Here is a 19,306-nt window from a genome sequence, read left to right as displayed (position 1 = left end):
GCGCCGTCCCCCGCCAGGGTTCACCGCAGGTCGGGGCGGCGTGCGGGAGCGCGGCTGCCGGACCTCACGGGCTCGTGACCACGAGGTCGTCGACGTCGACCGTGCCCGTCGTGGGGCTGGCCCAGCTGGCGGTGCCGCCGCCCCGGAAGACGTGCCAGAAGACGCGGTTGATGTGCAGGTCCGGGTCGTCGCGGTACGTGGCCCGGGTGTTGTCGACCACGAGCTCGCCGTCGATCCACATCCTGTGGACGCCGTCGGCGTTCGGGGTCCCGGACGAGGAGAACGTGTTGAGCTTGTAGTACTGCCTCACCGTGTGCCAGGTGCCCGCGGTGAGCGCCTCGCCGGTGCGCACGTTGTCCCCGCAGGCCTCGCGCTTGTCGTGGTCGTACAGGTAGCCGATCCACTCGTTCGAGCCCGTCACGGACGAGTACGACTCGGGGGTGATCCACATGCCGCGGCCCGACCAGGCGTCGCCCGTCGCGCTGCTGCACCCGGAGGCGACGGAGGGCTTGACACCGGGCAGCACGCCGCCCAGGCCGGGCAGCTTCCCTCCCAGGGACCAGTCGAACCCGGCGCCGAACCGCACGTCGTACTGGATCGAGGCCTCGTCCACGTCCTCGGCCAGCCGCGGGACGGCGGTGATGCCGGACGCGCCGCCGTAGGTGTTCGCCTCCAGGGTCTGGCGCAGGACCCGCCCGCGGCCGGCGACCTCCACCAGCGACGTCCGCTTCAGGGCCGTCTGGCCCGCGACGACCGGGTCGCCCATCGCGGACCGGAAGTCGGCGATCGGCACCGGGGCCGCGGCGTCGAAGTCGTCGAAGTCGCTGGAGACGAGCGTGGTCGCCGGGCTCGACGAGGACGGGGACGCCGTGGGGGACGCCGTGGGGGACGCCGTGGGAGACGCCGTCGGGGACGCGGTGGACGACGCCGTGGCCGACGCCGTGGGAGACGCGGTCGCCGACGCCGTGGACGACGCGGTCGCCGACGCCGTCGGTGACGCCGTCGGTGACGCCGTCGGTGACGCCGTCGGTGACGCCGTCGGTGACGCCGTCGGTGACGCCGTCGGTGCGGTGGTCGCCGCCACCGGGGTGACCACCGACGCCCACGTGGCCCGCGCGGACGGCGCCTCGCGGCGGGTGGCGTCCGCGAAGGCGAGCGACCGGCCCTGCAGGTCCGCCAGCTGCAGCGACGTCGGCTCGGCCCTGCGCGACAGGTAGCCGGACAGGACCACCCGGCCGCGGTCGTCGACGGCGTCCGGGGAGGCGTCCGCCGCGGTCAGCTGCCAGTCCGGGCGCTCCTCGCCCTCGCGCCACGCGCGGGCCCGCAGCACGGGCGGGTCGGTCCCCACCACGCGCGCCTCGACCTGGAGCGGCTCGCCCGGCTCGACCTCGGCGACCTGCGGGCTGCGGGCGAGGACGGTGGTCCTGCCGTCCCGGACGCGGTCGAGGCGCAGCCGGACGTCGCCACCGGGACGGACCACGACGAGGGCGCGGTAGTGGTCGCCGTCCTGCTGCAGGCGCAGCTGGGTGGACTCGTACAGGCCGCCGACGAGGTCATCGGGGTCGGCGACGGACAGCTCGTGGGCCACCTCGACGTCGGCGCCGAGGTCCTGCGCCAGCGCGATCCCGTAGGAGCCCCGGGGGGCGAGTCCCGACACGGAGAAGCGGCCGCCCTCGACCTCGACGTCGGTGCCCTCGGACGCCCAGGTCCGGGAGGCGCCGCCGGCCTGGTGCTCCTGCGCGCCCGCGCCGCCCGAGCTCTGCTGCGACGCGAGGGCGACGCTCCGGGAGGCCTGCGCCGCGTCGAGGACCACCAGCTCGGCGTCGGGCTCCGACGCGGCCTGGACGGCGAGCGGAGCGACGACCCCCGCCACGGCGCAGGCGGCGACCGTCGAGCTCCAGCGCAGGAGGGCTCGGGATCGCTGTCGGCGGGCCCGCGACGCTCGACGCGTCACCGGCGTTCCGGGGGGTGCGGGGACCATGCGCAGGACGCTAGGAGGACGAGGCGCCGAAGGTGGCCGGTTCCCCCCAACTCGTCAGGGGTTCCGCTCCGCGCCACCCGACTACCGCTTCCGCTCTCGGGCATGCACCATGAATCCCGCGCCACCGCCACCGGCGCTCCTCCGGACGGGGGACGAGGACGACACGAGGACCCAGATGCCCAGCCCGATCGGACCCAGCGCCCGTCGCGCGCCCCACGCCTCGCTGCGGGCAGTGCAGCGCGCGGTCGTCGGGTCGGGCGTCCTCAGCGCCTCCCTGCTCCTCGCACCGGCCGCCGCGGCGGACCAGGTCCCCGCGGCGCCGGCTGCCGACCAGGCGACCGAGGCGAGCCAGAAGGCCGCGGAGAAGGCGAGCGAGAAGGCGGACGAGGCCGCGGAGAAGGTCGCCGAGAAGACCACGCCGGCGGCCGGCGAGGAGGCGACCGAGGAGGTCGCGGAGGAGGCGGCGGAGGAGGCCGCGCCGGTGACCACCCCGGCGACGACCGCACCGGCGAACACGCCGTCGACCACCGCTCCGGCGACGACCGCCCCGCCGTCGACCACCGCTCCGCCGGCCAAGACCGCACCCGCGACCACCGCGCCGTCGACCACCGCGCCGTCGACCACCGCGCCGTCGACCACCGCACCGCCGTCGACCACCGCACCGTCGACCACCGCACCGTCGACCACCGCACCGTCGACCACCGCACCGTCGACCACCGCACCGCCGACCACCGCACCGCCGTCGAGCACCGCGCCGTCGAGCACCGCACCGTCGACCACCGCACCGTCGACCACCGCACCGTCGACCACCGCACCGCCGTCGACCACCGGCGGGTCGTCCACCAGCAGCAGCGGGACCTCCACCTCGACCGGTGGGTCGTCCACCAGCAGCGGCGGATCGTCGACCTCGACCGGTGGGGCCTCGGCCACCAGCAGCGGACCGTCCGCCGCCGGCGGCGGGGCGTCCAGCCCGCCCGCGGCGTCGCCGAGCACCTCCGCGACGGGGTCCGCGGGCGCCGGGGTCCCCGCGTCGAGCACCGCGGCCCCCACTCCCCTGCAGCGCCTCCTGTCGCTGCAGCGCGCCACCGCGGCACCGTCCTCCTCCCCGGACCGGGCCTCGGCGGGTGCGGAGCTCCTGCAGCTGCTCAGCCAGCCCGCGACCGCCGCGGGGGGCGGGGGCGTGCTCGCAGCCGGCCCGGTGGAGCAGCTCACCACGCCGGTCGCGGCCGGGTCCGCGAACGCGGGGACGCCCCGGTCCCTGACCACGGCGCTCACCGAACCGGTCGCGGGCAGCACGGACCTGCTCCGGCCCGTCGTCCCCGCGCCGGAGCACAGCTCGCTGGCCCAGTGGGTGCTGCTCGGCGCGGGCCTGACGCTGCTGGCGGCCGCCGTGGTCCGCCTCGAGGCGGCCGACCGGGTCCGGGCGAGGCGGCGCGGCACCTCCGGCTGAGGGCGGCTGAGGGCGCCGGCGCCGCGGCCGTCCGGGCCCGGCCGCGGGCGCCAGGAGCGCCTCGGGAGCGTCCGCAGGAGGCCCGTGCCCCGAACGGGTGCAGTACCGTGTCCGGGCGCGGCGGGCAGCACCGCGGGTGCCTCGCGGAGAGCCAGGACCGCCTACTGTGCCGTCCTCCGCCCTGCACACCCGAGAGCGCTGCTCGCGCGGGGAGGACGAGAGGAGTCGGTGGATGGCGCTCGAGGGGCGCGTGCGGTCGGTGGCGCACGGCGGCCGCTCCCGAGGCACCGGAGCGGCCCGCGGTGCGGCACGCGGCCGCGCCGTGCGCACCGGTGCCCCGGTCGCGGCGGGTCTGCTGCTCCTGCTGGTCGCGCTGCTCGTCGGCGCCGTGGGCCGCTGGCTCCCGCTGGTCGCCGTGGCCAGCCTCGGGCTCGCCGTCGCCGAGCTGCTCCTGCTCCGCCTCCTGACGGCCGCGCTGCCCCGCCAGATCGGCGCCGTCCTCGGCGCCCTGGACGCGCGGATCGCGCTCGAGCAGGCCCTGCTCCTCGTCTTCGTGGTGCAGCTCGACCAGCTGAGCGCCGCGACGCGCGCTGCGGTCGTGGTGGCCGTGGCCGTCTACCAGCTGCTCCGGATGGCTCACGCCGCGCAGGGCCACGCCGTCGAGCGGCTCGCCGTCCCCCGCGCCCAGGTCCGCGGGATCGCGGGTGCCCCGGTGCTGCGCACCCGCCTGTCGCCCCTGCTGGCCGACCAGGGGCAGGAGCTGCTCGTCGCCGCCTCCGCCCTGCCGGGGATCGCGCTGGTGTGGGCCCTGGCGACCGGTTCGCACGTCCTCCTCGCGCCCGCGGCGGTGCTCATGGCGCTCGCCGCCGCCGCCGTCGTCGCGCGCGGCGGGGTCGACGTGCTGGCGCTCGTGCGGCGCCCGCGCGGCGCGCGGCTGTTCACCGCGGTGCACGAGGCCGTGGTGCGCCACCGGCCCGACGTCGTCCTCTACGCCGCCGACGGCGGCCCCCGGGACGCGCACTGGGTCACGCCCTGGCTGGACGTGCTGGACGACCTCGACCGGCCGGCCCTCGTGGTGGTGCGCGACCCCGGTCTGTTCGACGCCCTGCCACCGGCGAGGACCCCGGTGGTCTGCCTGCCCGGCCACCGCGACGTGCGCGCGCTCGCCCTGCCGGACACCCGCGTGGCGCTGTACGTCTCCAACTCCGCCGACAACGTGCGGCTGCTGCGCGACCCGGGGCTGCGCAGCGCCTTCATCGGCCACGGGGACAGCGACAAGAGCTCCAGCACGAACCCGGTGATGAAGGCGTACGACGAGGTGTGGGTCGCCGGCGAGGGCGCCCGCGCCCGCCTGCTGCGCGCGGACGTCGGCGTCCGCGCCGACGCGGTGCGGGTCGTCGGCCGCCCCCAGGTGCGCCGCGTCCAGCGCAGGACCGCTGCGCGGACCGGCGCGCCGGTCACGGTCCTGTACGCCCCGACGTGGGAGGGGGGGTCCGGGGACCCCGCCGAGTGCTCCCTGCTGCACTCCGGGCTCGCCGTCGTCGAGCGGCTGCTCGCCCTCGGGGACGTCCGGGTGCTCTACCGCCCCCATCCGAACACCGGCTCCCGCGACCCCCGGGTGGCCCGCGAGTCGCAGAGGATCCGGGCCGCCCTGGCCCGGGCGGGTGCTCCGCACGCCGTGGTGGAGGCGCCGGCGACGGACGTCTACACCGCGCTCAACGCGGCCGACGTCCTCGTCACGGACATCACCTCGGTGATCACCGACTTCCTCGCCTCCGGCAAGCCGTACCTGGTCGTCAACGGCTCCGACCTGGACGACGCCGCCTTCCGCGACCGGTACCCCTCCTCCGCGGGCGCCCAGCTCGTGGGCCGCGGCGGCGAGGGGCTGGAGGCCGCGCTCGCGGACGCGCGCGGCGCCGACAGCATGCGCCCGGCGCGCGAGGCGCTGCGGGTCCACCTGATCGGGCCGCCCGCGGAGGACCCGGTCGGGGTGTTCTCCGCCGCCATCGACGCGCTGGGCAGCACGCTCGCCCGCCGTCCGCAGGCCGCTCCTCGGGCTGATCCGCGCGCCGCGGTCGTCCCGCCGCCCGGGCGAGCGGCATGACGCAGCCGTCCACCGACCTCGGCGGCGGGGTTCCGGGGACCACGCTCGCCGAGGACGACCTCGCCCAGCAGCACCCCGTCCTGCGCCGGCTGCAGGTGCAGGGGCAGAGCATCGGCGCGGGCGCCCGGTCGGGTGCGGTGTGGGCCGTGGGCACCAAGGTCGGCTCGCAGGTCCTGCAGTTCGTCGGCACGGTGGTCACGGCCAGGCTGCTCGTGCCGAGCGACTACGGGGTGACGGCGATCGTCTTCCCGGTCATCGCCTTCGCGAACATCCTCACCAGCCTCGGCCTGGGCACCACGATCATCCACTCCCGCCGCGTCACCGAGAAGATGCTCTCGACGGCCTTCTGGATCAACGGCGTCGTCGGGGTCGTCCTCACGGGCGTCGTCGCGGCCCTGTCGGTGCCGCTCTCCCGCTTCTACGACATCCCCCAGCTCGTGCCGCTGCTGTGCCTCGCCAGCCTGCTGTTCACCATCAACATCAGCCTCGTGCCGAACTCGCTCCTGGAGCGCACGCTGCGCTTCAAGCAGCTGGCGGTGGTCGAGGTGGTCTCCCTGGTGCTCGGCACGGCCACCACGATCGTCGCCGCCGTCCTCGGGGCCGGTGCCTACAGCCTCGTCATCGGTCCCCTGGTGCACCAGGTGACCGACTCGTCGATCAAGTGGGCGGTGGTCCGGTGGCGGCCGCGGGCCCTGCCCGACCGGGCCAGCGTCCGCCAGTTCTGGACGATGTCGCGCGGCATCACCGGCTCCCAGTTCCTCAACTTCTGGTCCCGCAACGCGGACAACCTGCTGCTGGGCAAGTTCGTGCCGCTCGCCGAGCTGGGCAACTACAACCGGGCCTACGCGCTGATGAAGCTGCCGGTCTCGCAGATGAACACCATGATGGGCCGCGTCCTCTTCCCGGCGCTGACCCGGTTGCGCGACGACCGCCCCCGCCTCGGACGCGCGTGGCTGCGCGCCCTGTCCACCGCGAACGTGGTGACGGCGCCCATCGCGATCGGCATGGCCGTCGCGGCACCGGCCATGATCGAGGTGCTCTTCGGCCCGCGGTGGCTGGGCATGGTCCCCGTGCTGCAGCTGCTGGCGGTCGCCGCCCTGCCCCAGACGCTCACGACGACCGTCTCCGGCTTCCTGCGCGCCGTCGGCAAGTCCGACACCCTCTTCCGCCTCAGCCTCGTCACCACGGCCATGAGCCTGGTCGCCATCGGCGCCGGGCTGCCCTGGGGCGCCGTCGGGGTCGCCGTGGCGCTGGCGGCGAAGTTCTACCTCGAGGTCCTGGTGTCGCTGCGACCGTGCCTGAAGGAGGCGGCGCTGGGGTGGTCCGACCTCGCCCGGGCGATGAGCGGCGTCTGGCTCGCCACCGGCGCGCTCGCCGCCGCCGGCCTGGCCGTGCGGGTCTGGGCCGGTGGCCACCTCGCGCCGTGGGAGGAGCTGCTGGCGCAGGTCGGCGCGGCGGGCGTCGCCTACGTCGGCGTCCTCGCCCTGGTCGACCGCGGTGCGCTGCGCCAGGCGGCCGAGGTCCTCGGCGCCGTCCGCGGACGGCGCTCGAGGGGCACCGCGACCAGCGGCCCGGCAGGCGGCTGAGCGGCGCGTCAGCCGGTGGTCAGGAGGACGCCGCCGTCGCGCTGACGCCCTCCGGCAGCACGTCGCCCGGCTCCTCCTCGTGCACGGCGTCGGCCGCCGACGCGGCGGCCAGGTGGCTGGCGAGCGCGTCCTCGCGGCGCACGTCCACGACGTGGCCGGTCATGTCGGACGTCAGCACCCTCAGCGCCGCCTCCGCCACGGCGGCCGAGGACAGCAGGGTCCCCTCCGGCTCGGCCCCGAACGCGCGGGTGCGCATCGGGGTCTGCGTGCGCTCGGGGTTCAGGCAGTTGATCCGCACGCCGTCCGGCGCCCACTCGTCGCCCAGCGCCTGCGTGAGGTTGACCACGGCCGCCTTGGCGGAGGAGTACAGGCTGTACCCGCTGCGCCCGCGCGTGTACGAGCTGGAGGTGAACAGCAGCAGCGAGCCGCCCGTGCGCTGCAGGTGGGGGAAGCAGACCTGGGCGATGTTGACCGGCGCCAGGTAGTTGACGTCGGTGGCCAGGTAGATCGTCTCCTCGCTGGTCTCGGCCAGCTCCGCGCGCGGCAGGACGCCGGCGGTGTTGACGACGAGGTCGATGCGCCCGGACTCCTCGATGACCCGCTCGCAGGCCGCGACGATGTCCGAGCGCCGCTCGACGTGCGTGCCGGTCTCGGAGCGGCTGAAGCGCCACGCGCGGGCCCCGCGCTGCTCGGCCAGGCGGGCGATGTCGGCGCCGATGCCGTAGGAGCCGCCGAAGACCACGACGCTCCTGCCCTCGAGGGCGGCGCGCTGCTCGGCCTCGGTCCCGGCGTCCGGGACGCTGTGGCTCTCGAGCTGGAAGAGCTTGTCGGCGATGTAGACGTCGATCGGCTCGGTGACCTTCATGTTGCGGTCCTCGCCTCGCACCACGGCGATGGGGACCTCGGGCGTGTAGCGCAGGACGACGGTGCAGTCGTCGGTCGCCTCGAAGCGGGGGTCCTGCGCGGCGAGGTCGTAGGCGCGCCGGATCACCTCGGAGCGGAAGGCCTGCGGCGTCTGCCCGCGGCGCAGCAGGTGGCGCGGCAGCACCTCCTCCAGCGTCGTCCCGCTGGCGCGGTCGACCCGCACGACGGTGTCGGCGGAGGGGATGGCGGTGTCGACGGCGCCGTACTCCTCGAGGGCGGCGACGCAGTCCGCGATGATCCGCTGGCTGACCAGGGGCCGCACCGCGTCGTGGAAGACGAGGTTGCACTCCTGCTCGCCCACGGCGTCGAGCGCCAGGCGCGTGGTGCCGTTGCGGGTGTCCGCCCCCTCGAGGATCCGGGTGACCTTGGGGTGGCGGCCGTCCCGCACGAGCGCGCGGACGGCGTCCAGGTACCCCGGGGTCATCATCACGACGATCTCGTCGACGTGCGGGGAGGCCCCGAGGGCCGCGATGGTGTGCTCGATGATCGGCTTACCGGCGATCTTGATGAGCTGCTTGGGGAGGGCGAGCCCCACGCGGGAGCCCGTGCCCCCCGCGAGCACCACGGCGATGTTGCGGCGAGTCGTCACGAACGCCAGTTAACCGCACCGCCACCTGCACCGACGACGTGGAGTGGGCCGGGCGGGTGGCACCTCGCCACCGCGGTGGCGGGGGGCACCCGCCCGGCCCAGCGCCCCGCGCTCGCTCAGCCGCGCGGGGCGCTCGGCGTGGTGAAGCCCCGGGCGCCGTAGACGACGGGCCGAGAGCCGACCTCCTGGGCTCCCGCGTCGGGGGCGCTGCCGCTCCAGCCGTCGTTGAAGCCCGGCAGCGGGACGCCGCGGTCCACGCCCGACGAGCCGGCGGCCAGGGAGAACAGGCCGGCGCGCGTCACCGGGTCCATGCCCCAGCCGGCGACGTGGACGGGCTCGGCGCGGACGCCGTTCGCCTCCGCTCCCGGAGCGGCCTTGACCAGGCCGTTGTACAGGTCCCGGTCGAAGTCGTTCGTGGTGGACCTGCCGTCGTCCGAGATGCTGTTGGTGCTCGAGGGGGCCCCGGTGCGCCAGATGTTGTTGCGGGAGAGGGCGTTGCGCAGCACCCGCCCGTCCCCGGCCTCGACCGCCTTGCGGTTCTGCGGTCCCGCCAGGGGCTTGAGGGCCGTGTTGTGGAACAGCAGGACCCGGCCGTCGCCGTAGAAGGTCGAGCCCGAGGTGTTGCCGCCCATCTTGAACATCGCCTGTCCGTAGGTGGCCGTGGCGTCGCTGCGGGCGACGTCCTGCACGTTGCGGTAGGCGTACAGCGGGCCGAGGGAGACCGGCGCCAGGCCGAAGGCGTGGTACACCTCGGTGAGGTAGTTGCCGTGCACGCGCACGTTCATGCCGCTGCCCTCGGCCTCGATGCCGTCGTCCCAGGCGTAGGCGACGTAGTTGCCGTGGATGTCGCTGTCCTGGCCGGGGAAGCCCCGGTGGCTGAAGTTGGCCGTCGCGCCCATGCCGTCGTTGAAGTGGTGGGTGGCGTCCCCGACGACGTCGTTGTAGCGGATCACGTTGTTGCCGGCGCTGCGCCGCAGCGAGATGCCCTGCGGGCCGGCGGGGTGCTTGCTGCCGTTGTGGGTCTGGCTCCAGCTGTTGGAGGTGGTCCGCGGGCTGGTCATGCGGTTGCCCTGCACGACGAGCCGGGTCAGCTTCTCGCTGTCGGAGTAGATCGCCGAGTCCATCGGGGTGCCGAAGCCGCTGGCGTCCGGCAGGCCCCAGCCGGTGATGGTGTTGTCCTCCAGGACGACGTCGTGGACGTCGTCGTCCCTGCCGGTGCCCAGCTGGATGCCGTGGTGGGTGCGGCCCTTGACCGTCACGCCCCGCACGATGACGTAGGCGGACTTCGTCAGCAGCAGCCCGTAGGCGGAGTCCTGGCGCACGTCGATGGTCGCGGGCCCGCCGCCGGGGCCGGTGACCAGGACGTAGCCGTCGGGCGAGCCGGTGCGCCGGATCGTCACGGGCGCGGTCGACGTGGCCGGCAGCTCCACGACCTGGCCGACGGGGAACCGGTCCGACCAGGTCCTCACCCGCTGCGTGGTCGTGGTCGACGTCCCGCCCAGCGCCAGCTCGACCTCGTAGGTGGTCCCGTCGTCCAGGCCGACGATGCTGCCGCGGTACTCGGCCGGTCGCCCGCCCAGCGCCCGCCCGTCGAACCACAGGTCCGCGCCGCGCCGCCACGAGCTCGACCCGACCGGCCGGTACCGCACCTGCGCGGCGACGCCCTGCTTCCCGCCCTCCGGGCTCCAGTACACGCCGACCGAGGAGAAGGTCGGCACGAGCTTCGGCGCGGCGGGGGCGGCGCTCGCCGGCACCGCTCCGGCCAGGGTGGACGCGACCATCCCCAGGAGCGCCAGGACGGCGACCAGCACGGTGGAGCGGACCCTCACGAACGACCTCCAGGACGCGCGGCTGCGCTGGCGAGAGGGCCAGCGGGAGCGCTGGGGCTGCGGTGCCCGGAGCGGGAGCAGCATGAGGCGCTGGCCCGCGACGCTAGTCGAGTCCAGACGCCCTGCGTGCCGGTTTCGCCACTCTCTGCACATGAACGTCCCCATCGTCGGGACGGGCGCGGACCTGCAGCGGCCCGGGACGCCGTTCACCCGGACAGGTGCTCCTCGGCGGCCCGCTGCGCCGGCGCGGCGGGCCGCCCTACAGTCGGCACCGCCCGAGCGGCCAGGACCGCCCGAGCAGCCAGCACCGGACCGCGAACAGGCAGGCAGATGTCCTCACCCCAGGCGTTCCCCCAGGAGCCGTCCCAGGCGTCGCCCCAGGACCGCAGCGACGCCCGCGGCGAGGACCGCGGCGAGGACCGGGCGCCCCGCGCCTCCGCGGAGCCGGCGGCGGGGCGGTTCCCGCGCACCGGCGGCGGAGGCAGCCCGCCCTCGGCGGCCTCCGTGCCGCGGCGCCTGGTGCTCCGGGGTCTGGACCTGGTCAACCGGGTGGTCCCGAAGACCCCGGGCACGATGGTGCTGCACAGCAGCGTCGACGTCGAGGACGGCGTGCTGGCGGTGCTGGAGGAGGCCTCGGCCCGCGGGCAGCGCGTGACGGTGCTCCTGGAGGACCCGCGGCGGGCGGAGCTGGTGCGCCGGTTCGCGTCGGCGCCCGTGCGCACCCTCCCGCGCCACTCCCTGCGGGGCCGGCTCGCCTTCCTCACCGCCGCCTGCGTCATGACGACGGGGCGGCTCTACGGCAGCCGCACGCCGCCGCCGTCCCAGGTGGTGGTGGCGCTCTGGCACGGGGAGCCGCCGACCAAGGCGACCGGGCGCTTCGAGGGCCGCGGAGGGCTGCGGTGCACGTACGCGCCGGTGTGCTCGACGGTGGGCCGCGCCTACCGGGCCGCGGAGTTCGGCATCTCCCCGCTGCAGGTGCCGGTCGTGGGGGCGCCCCGCAACGACCGGATGCTGCGGGCCGATGCCGCGGGCGCGCGCGCGGCGCTGCTGGGCGAGGACGCGCACCGCACCACGTTCCTGTGGATGCCGAGCTACCGGGTGGGTCGCTACGGCGCGCAGCGGCGCCTCGACACCGCCGCGGGCGAGCAGGAGGGGCCCTTCCCCGATCGGGACCTGCGCCGCCTCGACGCCCACCTGGAGCGGGTCGGGGCCCGGGTCGTGCTGAAGGTCCACCCGCGCGACGCCGCCACCTTCGCCGGGTCCTACCGGGCCATCAGGGTCCTGCCGCCCGGGGAGCTGGAGCGCCACGGGCTGACCGTCTACACCGCGGCGCCGGCCTTCGACGCGCTGATCACCGACATGTCCTCGATCTGGGTGGACTACCTGCTGCTGGACAAGCCGATCGTCTACGCCTTCCCGGACGTCGGCGACTACCGGGCCGGGCGCGGGCTGAACCTCGAGCCGTACGAGGACTGGGTGCCGGGGCCGTTCACCACGGACGTCGACCAGCTCGTCGCCGCCCTGCAGGACGTCGTCGACGGACGCGACCCGATGGCCGAGGAGCGCGCTCGCGCGCGCAGGCGCTTCCACGAGCACCACGACGACCGCAGCGCCGCCCGGCTGCTCGACGGGCTCGGCATCCCCGCCCCGCCCCGGTGAGCGGCGCCGGCCGCTCCTCGATGCCGCTCAGCCCTCGGCGACGCTGACGTCGCGCAGGTCGACCGAGGCGCCGTCGGAGACGCGCTGCAGCTCGCCGGCGTGCTCGACGGAGCCGCCCTCCACGACGAGCTCGGCGTCGGTCTCGGTGTCGACGACGACGGTGTCGGGGTCGTCGTCGGTGAGGGTGCAGTCCTGCACGCGCACCTGCGCGCCCTCGCCGAGCCAGACCTGCACCTGCGAGCCGGACCCGCCGCGCTTGTGCGGGTCGCGGCCCTCGCAGTCCTGCGCGGTGACGTCCTGCCCCCAGAACCGGAAGTTGCGCTTGTTGTCGCTGGCGACCGCGCCGACCAGCGTCGTGCGCGAGGACTTCAGGTCGTAGCCCGCGTCGGTGTTGCCGCTGGCGGTGGTGTCCTCGAACCGCACGTCGGAGACGTCGTCCTCGGTGGCGAACCCGTCGCCGTTCCAGTACTCGTGCAGCGTGTCCACGGTGTTGCGCATCGTGACCCGGCGCAGGACGACGTCGTGGACCTCGCCCTCCAGGTGCACCCCGATCGCGAAGTCGTCGCCGTCCTGGGCCCGGGAGTCGCCGACGACGTCCTCGAGGAGGACGTCGGAGGAGGCGTAGCGCAGCCTCAGGACGCGCTTGGAGAAGCCCTCCACGGTGACGTCGCGCAGGACCAGGCCGGTCACGTCGGCGCTGTCCTCCTCGTCGGCGCGCGCGTTCTCGAAGAAGCGGCGGACGTTGGTGGCGGTGCTGCGGGTGACGAGGAGGTCGCCGACGTCCCCGGCGGCGAGGAAGGCGTTCCCGACGTCCTGGAAGTCGACGTCCTCGAAGGAGAGCCCGGAGGCGCCGCTGCGCAGCACGAACACGTCCGGTCCGCTCTCCCCGTCGGGGGAGTACGGCGACGCGCGGTCCCCGCGCAGGACGGCGGCGGCGGCGCGGCCGTCGGCGTCCGCTCCCCGCACGACGACCGGCTCCTGCGCGGTGCCGCCCGAGTCCAGGACCAGCGCCCCACCGACGTCGTAGGGACCGGCATCGGCCCGCAGGAGCACCTCGCCGCCGTCGGCGACCTCGGCGACGAAGCGGGGCAGGTCCTCCAGGGAGCCGGCGTCGTCCCAGCTGCTGCCGTCCCCGGCGCCGGTGGCGCTGGGGGCGATGTGGCGGACCCGGTCCGAGGCCGTGCCGCCGGGGTCGCCGGGGTCCGGCGCGCCACCGCCGCGCAGCGCGAGCACACCGGCGACCGCGAGCCCGGCGAGCACGAGCCCGGCGAGGGCCACCAGCCCGAGCAGGAGGCGGGAGCGGTCTGCCCCGCCGGGGCGGCGCGGCGCGCTCAGCGGGCGTGCCCGGCCGGGTCGAGCGACTCCTGGGCCGGCGCCTGCGCGGGAGCGCGGTGCCGGCGCGCGTACGGCGCGGCCGGGGAGCGGCGACGGCGGAGCAGCTCGGGCAGGGCCAGCAGGGCGATGCCCACCAGCAGCCCGGCGACGGCGGCCACGGCCACGCCCGGCACCACGCTCGTCGAGCGCGGCGCCTCCTCCACGACCATGTCGCGGATGGTGTCGGGGTTCTGCGAGGCGTCGGCGTCCCGGTGGGCCGCGTCGGCCGCCTGCTGGGCGTCGGCGCGCACGCGGTTGGCGGTGTCGACGGCCTCGTCGAGCTCCTCCAGCTGCCGGATCTGCGCCACCAGCTCGTCCTGGCGGGCCTGCAGCGTGCTCAGCTCCGACGCCTGGGCGGGGGTCAGCGGACGCGCGGCCTGCAGGTCGCGGATCCGGTTGGAGACGTCGGCGTAGGCGCGGTCGGGCTGGATGGTGCCGATCTCGTCCTCGAACTGCGCCCGCTCGGCCTCGGCGTCCTGGGCGGCCTGCGTCGCCTGCTCCAGCGCCTCGTCCGCGGCGGCCACCGGCAGCAGGCGCTCGAAGGTGGCGTCGATGACCGAGCGCACCACGGGCTCGACGGTGTCCTCGCTGTCGCCGGTGTAGGCGACGGTGAAGATGCTCGACTGGCCGACCCGGGCGACCTCCAGGCCCTGCCTCACCTCCGACGCGGAGACGCCGGTGCTGCCGGAGATCTCCTCCAGGACCGGGGTGGACACGGCGAGCGCGCCGAAGTCGGCCACGAAGATGCCGACCCGGCTGGCGCTGTCCGCGGCGCTGCCGGGCACCGACACGGTGGCCGTGGCCGTGTAGCGCGCCGGCTGCAGCGAGAGGATGAGGTAGGCGCCCAGCGCCGCCAGGACGGGGAAGAGCATCGCGAGCAGGGTCGCGCGCGGGCGCGAGCGCAGGAAGGTGCCGATCTCCACGGTGGGTGCTCCGTTCGTCTCGTCGGGGCGGACTGCTCAGCCGGCCGGGGACTGCTGCCAGGCGACCTGCCGCGCCAGGCCCTCGGGCACCTCGACGCGCGGGCGCCAGCCGAGCAGGCGCGCGGCGAGCTCGACGCTGCCGCCGGTCTGCTGCACGTCCCCGGGCTGGCGGGGCTCGTGCACGACGCGCACCGGGCGCCCCACGGCGCCCTCCAGCACCCCGAGCAGGCCGTTGACCGTGATGGACCCGCCGCCGGCGACGTTCACGACCGCACCGGGCGGCACGCCGTCCCGCAGGCCGGCGGCCAGGTTCGCGGCGACGACGTCCTCCACGTACGTGAAGTCGCGCACCTGCTCGCCGTCCCCGTACACCCGGATCTCGCGGCCGGCCAGCGCCGCGGCGATGAAGCGGTTCATCGCCATGTCAGGCCGCTGCCGCGGGCCGTAGACGGTGAAGTAGCGCAGGCTGACCGTCGGCACGCCCCAGTTGTCGGCGTACAGGCCGCACAGGTGCTCGGCGGCGAGCTTCGTGACGCCGTAGGGGCTGAACGGGCGGGTCGGCGCGTCCTCGCCCGTGGGGTAGGTCGCGGCCCGCCCGTACACCGAGGAGCTGGAGGCGTAGACGAAGCGGCCGACCGAGGACCGGTGCGCCGCCTCGAGCAGCCGCTGGGTGACCACCACGTTGGCCTGCGCGTACAGCGCGAAGCCCGACTGCCACGAGGACCGCACACCCGGCTGCGCGGCGAGGTGGTAGACCACGTCGACGCCGTCGAGGAGGCCCGACAGCTCGGCGTCCGACAGCTCGCCGAGGTCCGCCTGCCGCAGGGAGAACCCGGGCAGGCCCTCCAGGTGCTGCAGGTTCGCCTTCTTCAGCGAGGGGTCGTAGTAGTCGGTCAGCGCGTCGACGCCGAGCACCTCGTGCCCGAGGCGCAGCAGCGCCTCGCACGTGTGGCTGCCGACGAAGCCGGCCGCGCCGGTGATGAGGACCTTCACAGGACGTCTCTCCCAGTCGAGCGGCCCGGAGGGGCCGCGGTCGCGGGCCGGAGGCCGCGCGTGCGCCGCACGGCGCCCCGAGAACGATAGCCGCTCGGATACGGTCCGGGTTCCAACCGAGGGGCCGGAGGGTCCCGGTCACCCGTACGGACGAGGAGCGCCGCGTTGCTGAAGGTCGTGCACGTCATGGGCCGGTTCGCCGCGAGCGGGACGGAGCGCCAGCTCGCCGGCACGATGCTCGCCGCGGTGCGGGAGGGCGCGTGGGAGCCGACCCTGTGCGTCCTGCGGCCCGGGGAGCCGTACGCGCAGGAGATGGCCGCCGCCGGCATCCCGCTCGTCGAGCTCAGCGGTCGTGACGCCGACCCGCGCCGCCTCGCGTCGCTGCGCCGGGTGCTGACCTCGGGCCGCTACGACGTCGTGCACTCCTCCCTGCACGGGGCCAACGCGCTGACCCGCCTGAGCCTGCTCGGCTCCTCCCGCCCTCCGGTCGTGGTCTCCGAGCGGCGGGTGGAGGACTGGCGCTCCCGGCCGGCCAGGGCCCTGGACCGCGCCCTGCGACCGCTGACGGACCAGTGGATCGGCAACTCCGAGGACGTGGGGGACTTCGTGGTGCGCGCGCACGGCGCCCCGCCCGAGCGCGTGCACGTGATCCGCAACGGGATCGACGCGGGCGTCTTCCACCCCGGCCCGCGCCGGCCCGGCGCCCGCAGCGGACCGGTGCGCATCGGCTCGGTGGGGCGCCTGATCCCCGTGAAGGGCTTCGACGTCCTGGTCGGGGCGGCGCGGCGCCTGGTCACCGAGCTCGACGCCGAGTTCGTCGTGGTCGGGCAGGGGCCGGAGCGGGCGGCGCTGGAGCAGCAGGCGGCCGGGCTGCCGGTCAGCTTCCCCGGGCCGCTGCACGAGCCGGCCGCGGTCGCGGACTTCCTGCGCACCCTGGACGTCTTCGTCCTCCCCTCGCGCTCGGAGGGCCTGCCGAACGCCGTGCTGGAGGCGGCCGCCTGCGGGCTGCCGGTGGTCTCGACGCGGGCGCCGGGCATCGAGGGCGCCGCCGCCGGAGCCGTGCTGGTGCCCCCGGACGACGCGGAGGCGCTGGCCGGGGCGCTGCGGGCCCAGGTGCTGGACCCGGTGCCCGCCCGCCCGCTCGGGGTGCAGAGCTTCGAGGCCGTCGCGCGCGCGCACCGGGACGTCTTCGCCGCGGCCGCCGCCCGGCGCTCGTCCTGAGCGCCTCCCCGCCCGGCGCCGCCCCGCGCGTCCTCAGCGCCCGGCGCGGTGCCGGCTGGGCGCCGGCTCAGCGCCTGGCGCGGCGCCGGGCGGCCAGCCCCTGCTCGTAGGCGTCGAGGGTGCCGTCCACCGCGCGGTCCCAGCTGAAGCGGTCGAGCAGCTCCTGGCCCACCAGACGGCCACCGGCGGCCTCCGCCTCCGGGTCCTGCAGGGCCCGCTCGAGCGCGCGGTGCAGCGAGGCGCTGTCCCCGCTGGTGAACAGCCTGCCGCCGGGGCGGTCGGAGCCGAGCAGCTGCACGTGCACCGGGATGTCGCTGAGGACGAGGGGCAGGCCGTGGGCGGCCGCCTCCAGGACCGTCAGCGGCATCCCCTCGAGCGTCGAGCTCTGCACGAAGATCCTCGCGCCCTCGTACGCGGTCCGCAGCTGCTCGCCGTACAGGAAGCCCGGCAGGTGCGCGTCCGGCACGCCCTGCGCCAGGGCGGCGAGGCGCTGCACGTAGTCCCCGGTGTAGCTGGCGCCGCCGACGGCGAGCAGTCCCGGGCGCGCGCCCGGCGGGAGCGCGGTGAAGGCCTCCAGCAGCAGGTGGGTGCCCTTCTCGGGCACCAGCCGGCCCACGCTGAGCAGGTAGTCCCCGCGCTTGACGCCCAGCTCCGCGAGATCGAACAGGCTCTCCTCGGCCTCCGCGGGCGTGACGCCGTTGGGCACGTAGGAGGTCTCGACGCCGTAGGCCGCGCGGTAGTGCTCGCGCAGCGCCTCGGCGACGACGATGGTCCGGTCCGGCAGGTAGGCGCTCATCCGCGCGCTCAGCTGCAGCGCCAGGCGCGCGCCGGGGCCCCACTTCTCGCGCGCGAAGTCCAGCCCGTGCACCGTCAGGACCACGGCGCTGCGCCGCCTGGCGCGCGAGAGCGGGCTGACCAGGCCGGGGCCGACCGCGTGGTAGTGGACGACGTCGAAGTCCTGCGTGGCCGCGTGCGCCGCCGCGACCGCCGTGTGGGACAGCGCGTCGAGGCGCTTGCTCGCGATCCCCGGCAGCACCACCCGGCGCATGCCGCGGTACCAGGGCCCGGTGTCGGCGTCGCTGTAGTGGGGCCGGCAGTAGACGGTGACCTCGTGGCCGCGCTCGACCAGGCGGGCGCCGATCTCCTCGACGTGCCGCTCCACGCCGCCGTAGGTGGCCGGCAGGCCGCGGCAGCCGAGCATCGCCACCCTCACGCCGGGCCGCCCGCCCCGGCCGGGGCCAGGGCCGGGCCGGGCGTGCGCGGCGGCTGAGGCGCCGGGCACTGCAGCGCGGTGCCGGAGGCCAGCCCGAGGAAGGCGAAGAGGTAGAGGAGCACCACCACCTCGCTGATCAGGTTGCCGCCGATGCTGCCGACCACGAAGGCGGCGGTGCAGGCGATGGCGCCGACGGCGATCCCGCGCTCGAGCCCGCGGCGGTGCCCGGCGCGCATCATGCCGAAGGCCGTGGCGAGCGCGGCGAGGATGAAGGCGAGGTAGAGGGCGGTGCCGACGACCCCGGTCTCGACGTACATCCGCACGAAGTCGTTGTGCGGGGGCAGCACCTCGTCGCCCAGGAAGTCCGACGAGCCCGGGCCCAGGCCCAGCAGCTCGTGCCCGCGGGCGCCGCGGAGGACGACCTGCCAGTGCGTGATGCGCCACATGAAGGAGTTGCCGGGCGTGCCGTTGACCGTCTCCTCCTGCGTCAGGTCCGACAGCCGCAGCAGCACCGACGGGACGGCCAGCACCAGCGCCCCCAGGGCGACGGGCAGCAGCACGAGCAGCTTGCGGGCCTGCAGGGCCCCGACCACGAGGACGCCCACGATGATCGAGATCCAGCTGCCGCGGGAGTAGGAGAGCACCAGCTCGACCGTGCCGAGGACCAGCACGGCGCCGACCAGCAGCTTCGTCCTGCCGTCCAGGTGGCGGAAGACGGCCGCTCCCATCGTCAGCAGCAGCACGAGGTAGAAGCCGAAGGCGTTGGGGTGGACGAAGGTGCCCGTGATGCGCCCGAGCCCGCTGGACTGCTTGAGGAAGCTGCCGGTGAGCTGCTGCTGCACGCCCACCAGCAGGGGCAGCACCGCGGAGGCGTAGCAGGCGGTCAGGACGCGCCAGCGGGCCGCGCGGTCGACGGCCAGCTGCTCGACGACGAGCAGGACGGCGACCGCCGCCGCGAGCCTCGCCACCTGCAGCGCGCTGCGCACCGGGTCGCTGGCGAGCAGCGCGCTCAGGGTCATGACCGCGAGCAGGACGATGAGGACCCGGCTGAGCAGCGAGACCCGCCGCAGCGTGCCCGCGTAGACCTGCGCGGCGAGCCACAGCACCGCGCCCAGGACGATGGCGGCCGCCACGGCGCTGGCGAGCACCGAGCCCCCGCCGCCCGTCTTGGTGATGTCGAGGGCGGGACGCACGACGAGGACGCCGAGGACGAAGTACTCGAAGCGGCTCAGGCACACCACCGCCAGCAGGCCGCCCAGCAGCACCGCGATCCGCAGCAGGGTGCCGACGCCGAAGCCGTCCGTGCCGGCGCTGACCCCCGCGTCGACGCACAGGAGGAGCACCAGCACGGCCCCCAGGGCGGCGGTCGCGCGCCGCAGGAGGGCGGGCGCCGACGAGCGCGGCATCCCACTGAGAGCGGTCACTGGCCTCCTCCGATCATCGTGCCGTGCTCCGGGGTC

Annotated in this window: 14 protein-coding genes; 5 read left to right on the top strand and 9 right to left on the bottom strand. The window is 75.7% G+C overall.

Annotation, left to right across the window (positions count from 1 at the left end; genetic code table 11):
• Positions 1 to 64: 64 nt before the first annotated feature.
• Together BLS82_RS11670 and BLS82_RS15770 are read right to left on the bottom strand one after the other, a co-directional pair.
• Positions 65 to 1,873: a polysaccharide lyase gene (locus BLS82_RS11670; RefSeq protein WP_092865992.1), complete on the bottom strand. Its 1,809-nt coding sequence runs from the start codon at positions 1,871 to 1,873 to the stop codon at positions 65 to 67.
• A gap of 189 nt (positions 1,874 to 2,062) precedes the next feature.
• Entirely contained in the window at positions 2,063 to 3,019 is a 957-nt protein-coding gene (locus tag BLS82_RS15770) for a hypothetical protein (protein WP_176819070.1), read from the bottom strand.
• 142 nt (positions 3,020 to 3,161) lie between these two features.
• Between BLS82_RS15770 and BLS82_RS11660 the strand changes: the two genes are divergently transcribed.
• The 3 genes from BLS82_RS11660 to BLS82_RS11650 all read left to right on the top strand — a co-directional run bounded on the left by BLS82_RS11660 (position 3,162) and on the right by BLS82_RS11650 (position 7,121).
• Positions 3,162 to 3,431: a hypothetical protein gene (locus BLS82_RS11660; protein WP_143028839.1), complete on the top strand. Its 270-nt coding sequence runs from the start codon at positions 3,162 to 3,164 to the stop codon at positions 3,429 to 3,431.
• A gap of 232 nt (positions 3,432 to 3,663) precedes the next feature.
• The gene (locus BLS82_RS11655) at positions 3,664 to 5,535 is read left to right on the top strand and encodes a CDP-glycerol glycerophosphotransferase family protein (protein WP_092865986.1); all 1,872 of its coding nucleotides are present in this window, start codon (positions 3,664 to 3,666) and stop codon (positions 5,533 to 5,535) included.
• Positions 5,532 to 7,121 (top strand): lipopolysaccharide biosynthesis protein, encoded by a 1,590-nt coding sequence (locus tag BLS82_RS11650; RefSeq protein WP_092865983.1) that lies wholly within the window; start codon positions 5,532 to 5,534, stop codon positions 7,119 to 7,121. Before BLS82_RS11655 ends, BLS82_RS11650 begins: the two co-directional genes overlap by 4 nt.
• Before the next feature lie 19 nt (positions 7,122 to 7,140).
• Here BLS82_RS11650 and BLS82_RS11645 read toward each other — a convergent pair whose 3' ends face one another.
• Together BLS82_RS11645 and BLS82_RS11640 are read right to left on the bottom strand one after the other, a co-directional pair.
• Positions 7,141 to 8,634, bottom strand: a complete 1,494-nt coding sequence (locus BLS82_RS11645; protein WP_092865980.1) for a bifunctional cytidylyltransferase/SDR family oxidoreductase — start codon at positions 8,632 to 8,634, stop codon at positions 7,141 to 7,143.
• A 116-nt stretch (positions 8,635 to 8,750) separates the two neighbouring features.
• Complete coding sequence (locus BLS82_RS11640) at positions 8,751 to 10,463, bottom strand: right-handed parallel beta-helix repeat-containing protein (protein ID WP_092865977.1); 1,713 nt, start codon at positions 10,461 to 10,463, stop codon at positions 8,751 to 8,753.
• Positions 10,464 to 10,793: 330 nt separating this feature from the next.
• Between BLS82_RS11640 and BLS82_RS11635 the strand changes: the two genes are divergently transcribed.
• Positions 10,794 to 12,122 carry a CDP-glycerol glycerophosphotransferase family protein gene (locus BLS82_RS11635; protein WP_092865974.1) on the top strand — a complete coding sequence of 443 codons (1,329 nt, stop codon included), beginning with the start codon at positions 10,794 to 10,796 and terminating at the stop codon, positions 12,120 to 12,122.
• Positions 12,123 to 12,149: 27 nt separating this feature from the next.
• On the opposite strand, the gene BLS82_RS11630 is transcribed toward BLS82_RS11635, so the two are convergent.
• The 3 genes from BLS82_RS11630 to BLS82_RS11620 are packed head-to-tail and all read right to left on the bottom strand — an operon-like array spanning position 12,150 to position 15,412.
• On the bottom strand, positions 12,150 to 13,400 hold the full coding sequence (locus tag BLS82_RS11630; RefSeq protein ID WP_092865971.1) for a hypothetical protein: 1,251 nt from the start codon (positions 13,398 to 13,400) through the stop codon (positions 12,150 to 12,152).
• A gap of 53 nt (positions 13,401 to 13,453) precedes the next feature.
• Positions 13,454 to 14,419, bottom strand: a complete 966-nt coding sequence (locus BLS82_RS11625) for a GumC domain-containing protein (RefSeq protein WP_092865968.1) — start codon at positions 14,417 to 14,419, stop codon at positions 13,454 to 13,456.
• Between the two features lie 36 nt (positions 14,420 to 14,455).
• Positions 14,456 to 15,412 (bottom strand): NAD-dependent epimerase/dehydratase family protein, encoded by a 957-nt coding sequence (locus BLS82_RS11620; RefSeq protein WP_092865965.1) that lies wholly within the window; start codon positions 15,410 to 15,412, stop codon positions 14,456 to 14,458.
• Between the two features lie 165 nt (positions 15,413 to 15,577).
• Between BLS82_RS11620 and BLS82_RS11615 the strand changes: the two genes are divergently transcribed.
• The gene (locus BLS82_RS11615; RefSeq protein WP_092865962.1) at positions 15,578 to 16,633 is read left to right on the top strand and encodes a glycosyltransferase; all 1,056 of its coding nucleotides are present in this window, start codon (positions 15,578 to 15,580) and stop codon (positions 16,631 to 16,633) included.
• 67 nt (positions 16,634 to 16,700) lie between these two features.
• Here BLS82_RS11615 and BLS82_RS11610 read toward each other — a convergent pair whose 3' ends face one another.
• The gene (locus tag BLS82_RS11610; RefSeq protein WP_143028837.1) at positions 16,701 to 17,846 is read right to left on the bottom strand and encodes a glycosyltransferase family 4 protein; all 1,146 of its coding nucleotides are present in this window, start codon (positions 17,844 to 17,846) and stop codon (positions 16,701 to 16,703) included.
• On the bottom strand, positions 17,843 to 19,270 hold the full coding sequence (locus BLS82_RS11605) for an O-antigen ligase family protein (protein WP_143028836.1): 1,428 nt from the start codon (positions 19,268 to 19,270) through the stop codon (positions 17,843 to 17,845). The genes BLS82_RS11610 and BLS82_RS11605 overlap by 4 nt, the downstream gene beginning before the upstream one ends.
• Between the last annotated feature and the right edge of the window lie 36 nt (positions 19,271 to 19,306).

The sequence above is a fragment of the Quadrisphaera sp. DSM 44207 genome (assembly GCF_900101335.1).
Classification (GTDB): Bacteria; Actinomycetota; Actinomycetes; order Actinomycetales; family Quadrisphaeraceae; genus DSM-44207.
This window is presented reverse-complemented; position numbering and strand designations above follow the sequence as displayed.

What these genes read in the sequence shown, in the direction of transcription:
- BLS82_RS11655 (WP_092865986.1), top strand. Translation starts at nt 3,664, where the DNA reads ATGGCGCTCGAGGGGCGCGTGCGGTCGGTGGCGCACGGCGGCCGCTCC.
- BLS82_RS11650 (WP_092865983.1), top strand. Translation starts at nt 5,532, where the DNA reads ATGACGCAGCCGTCCACCGACCTCGGCGGCGGGGTTCCGGGGACCACG.
- BLS82_RS11635 (WP_092865974.1), top strand. Translation starts at nt 10,794, where the DNA reads ATGTCCTCACCCCAGGCGTTCCCCCAGGAGCCGTCCCAGGCGTCGCCC.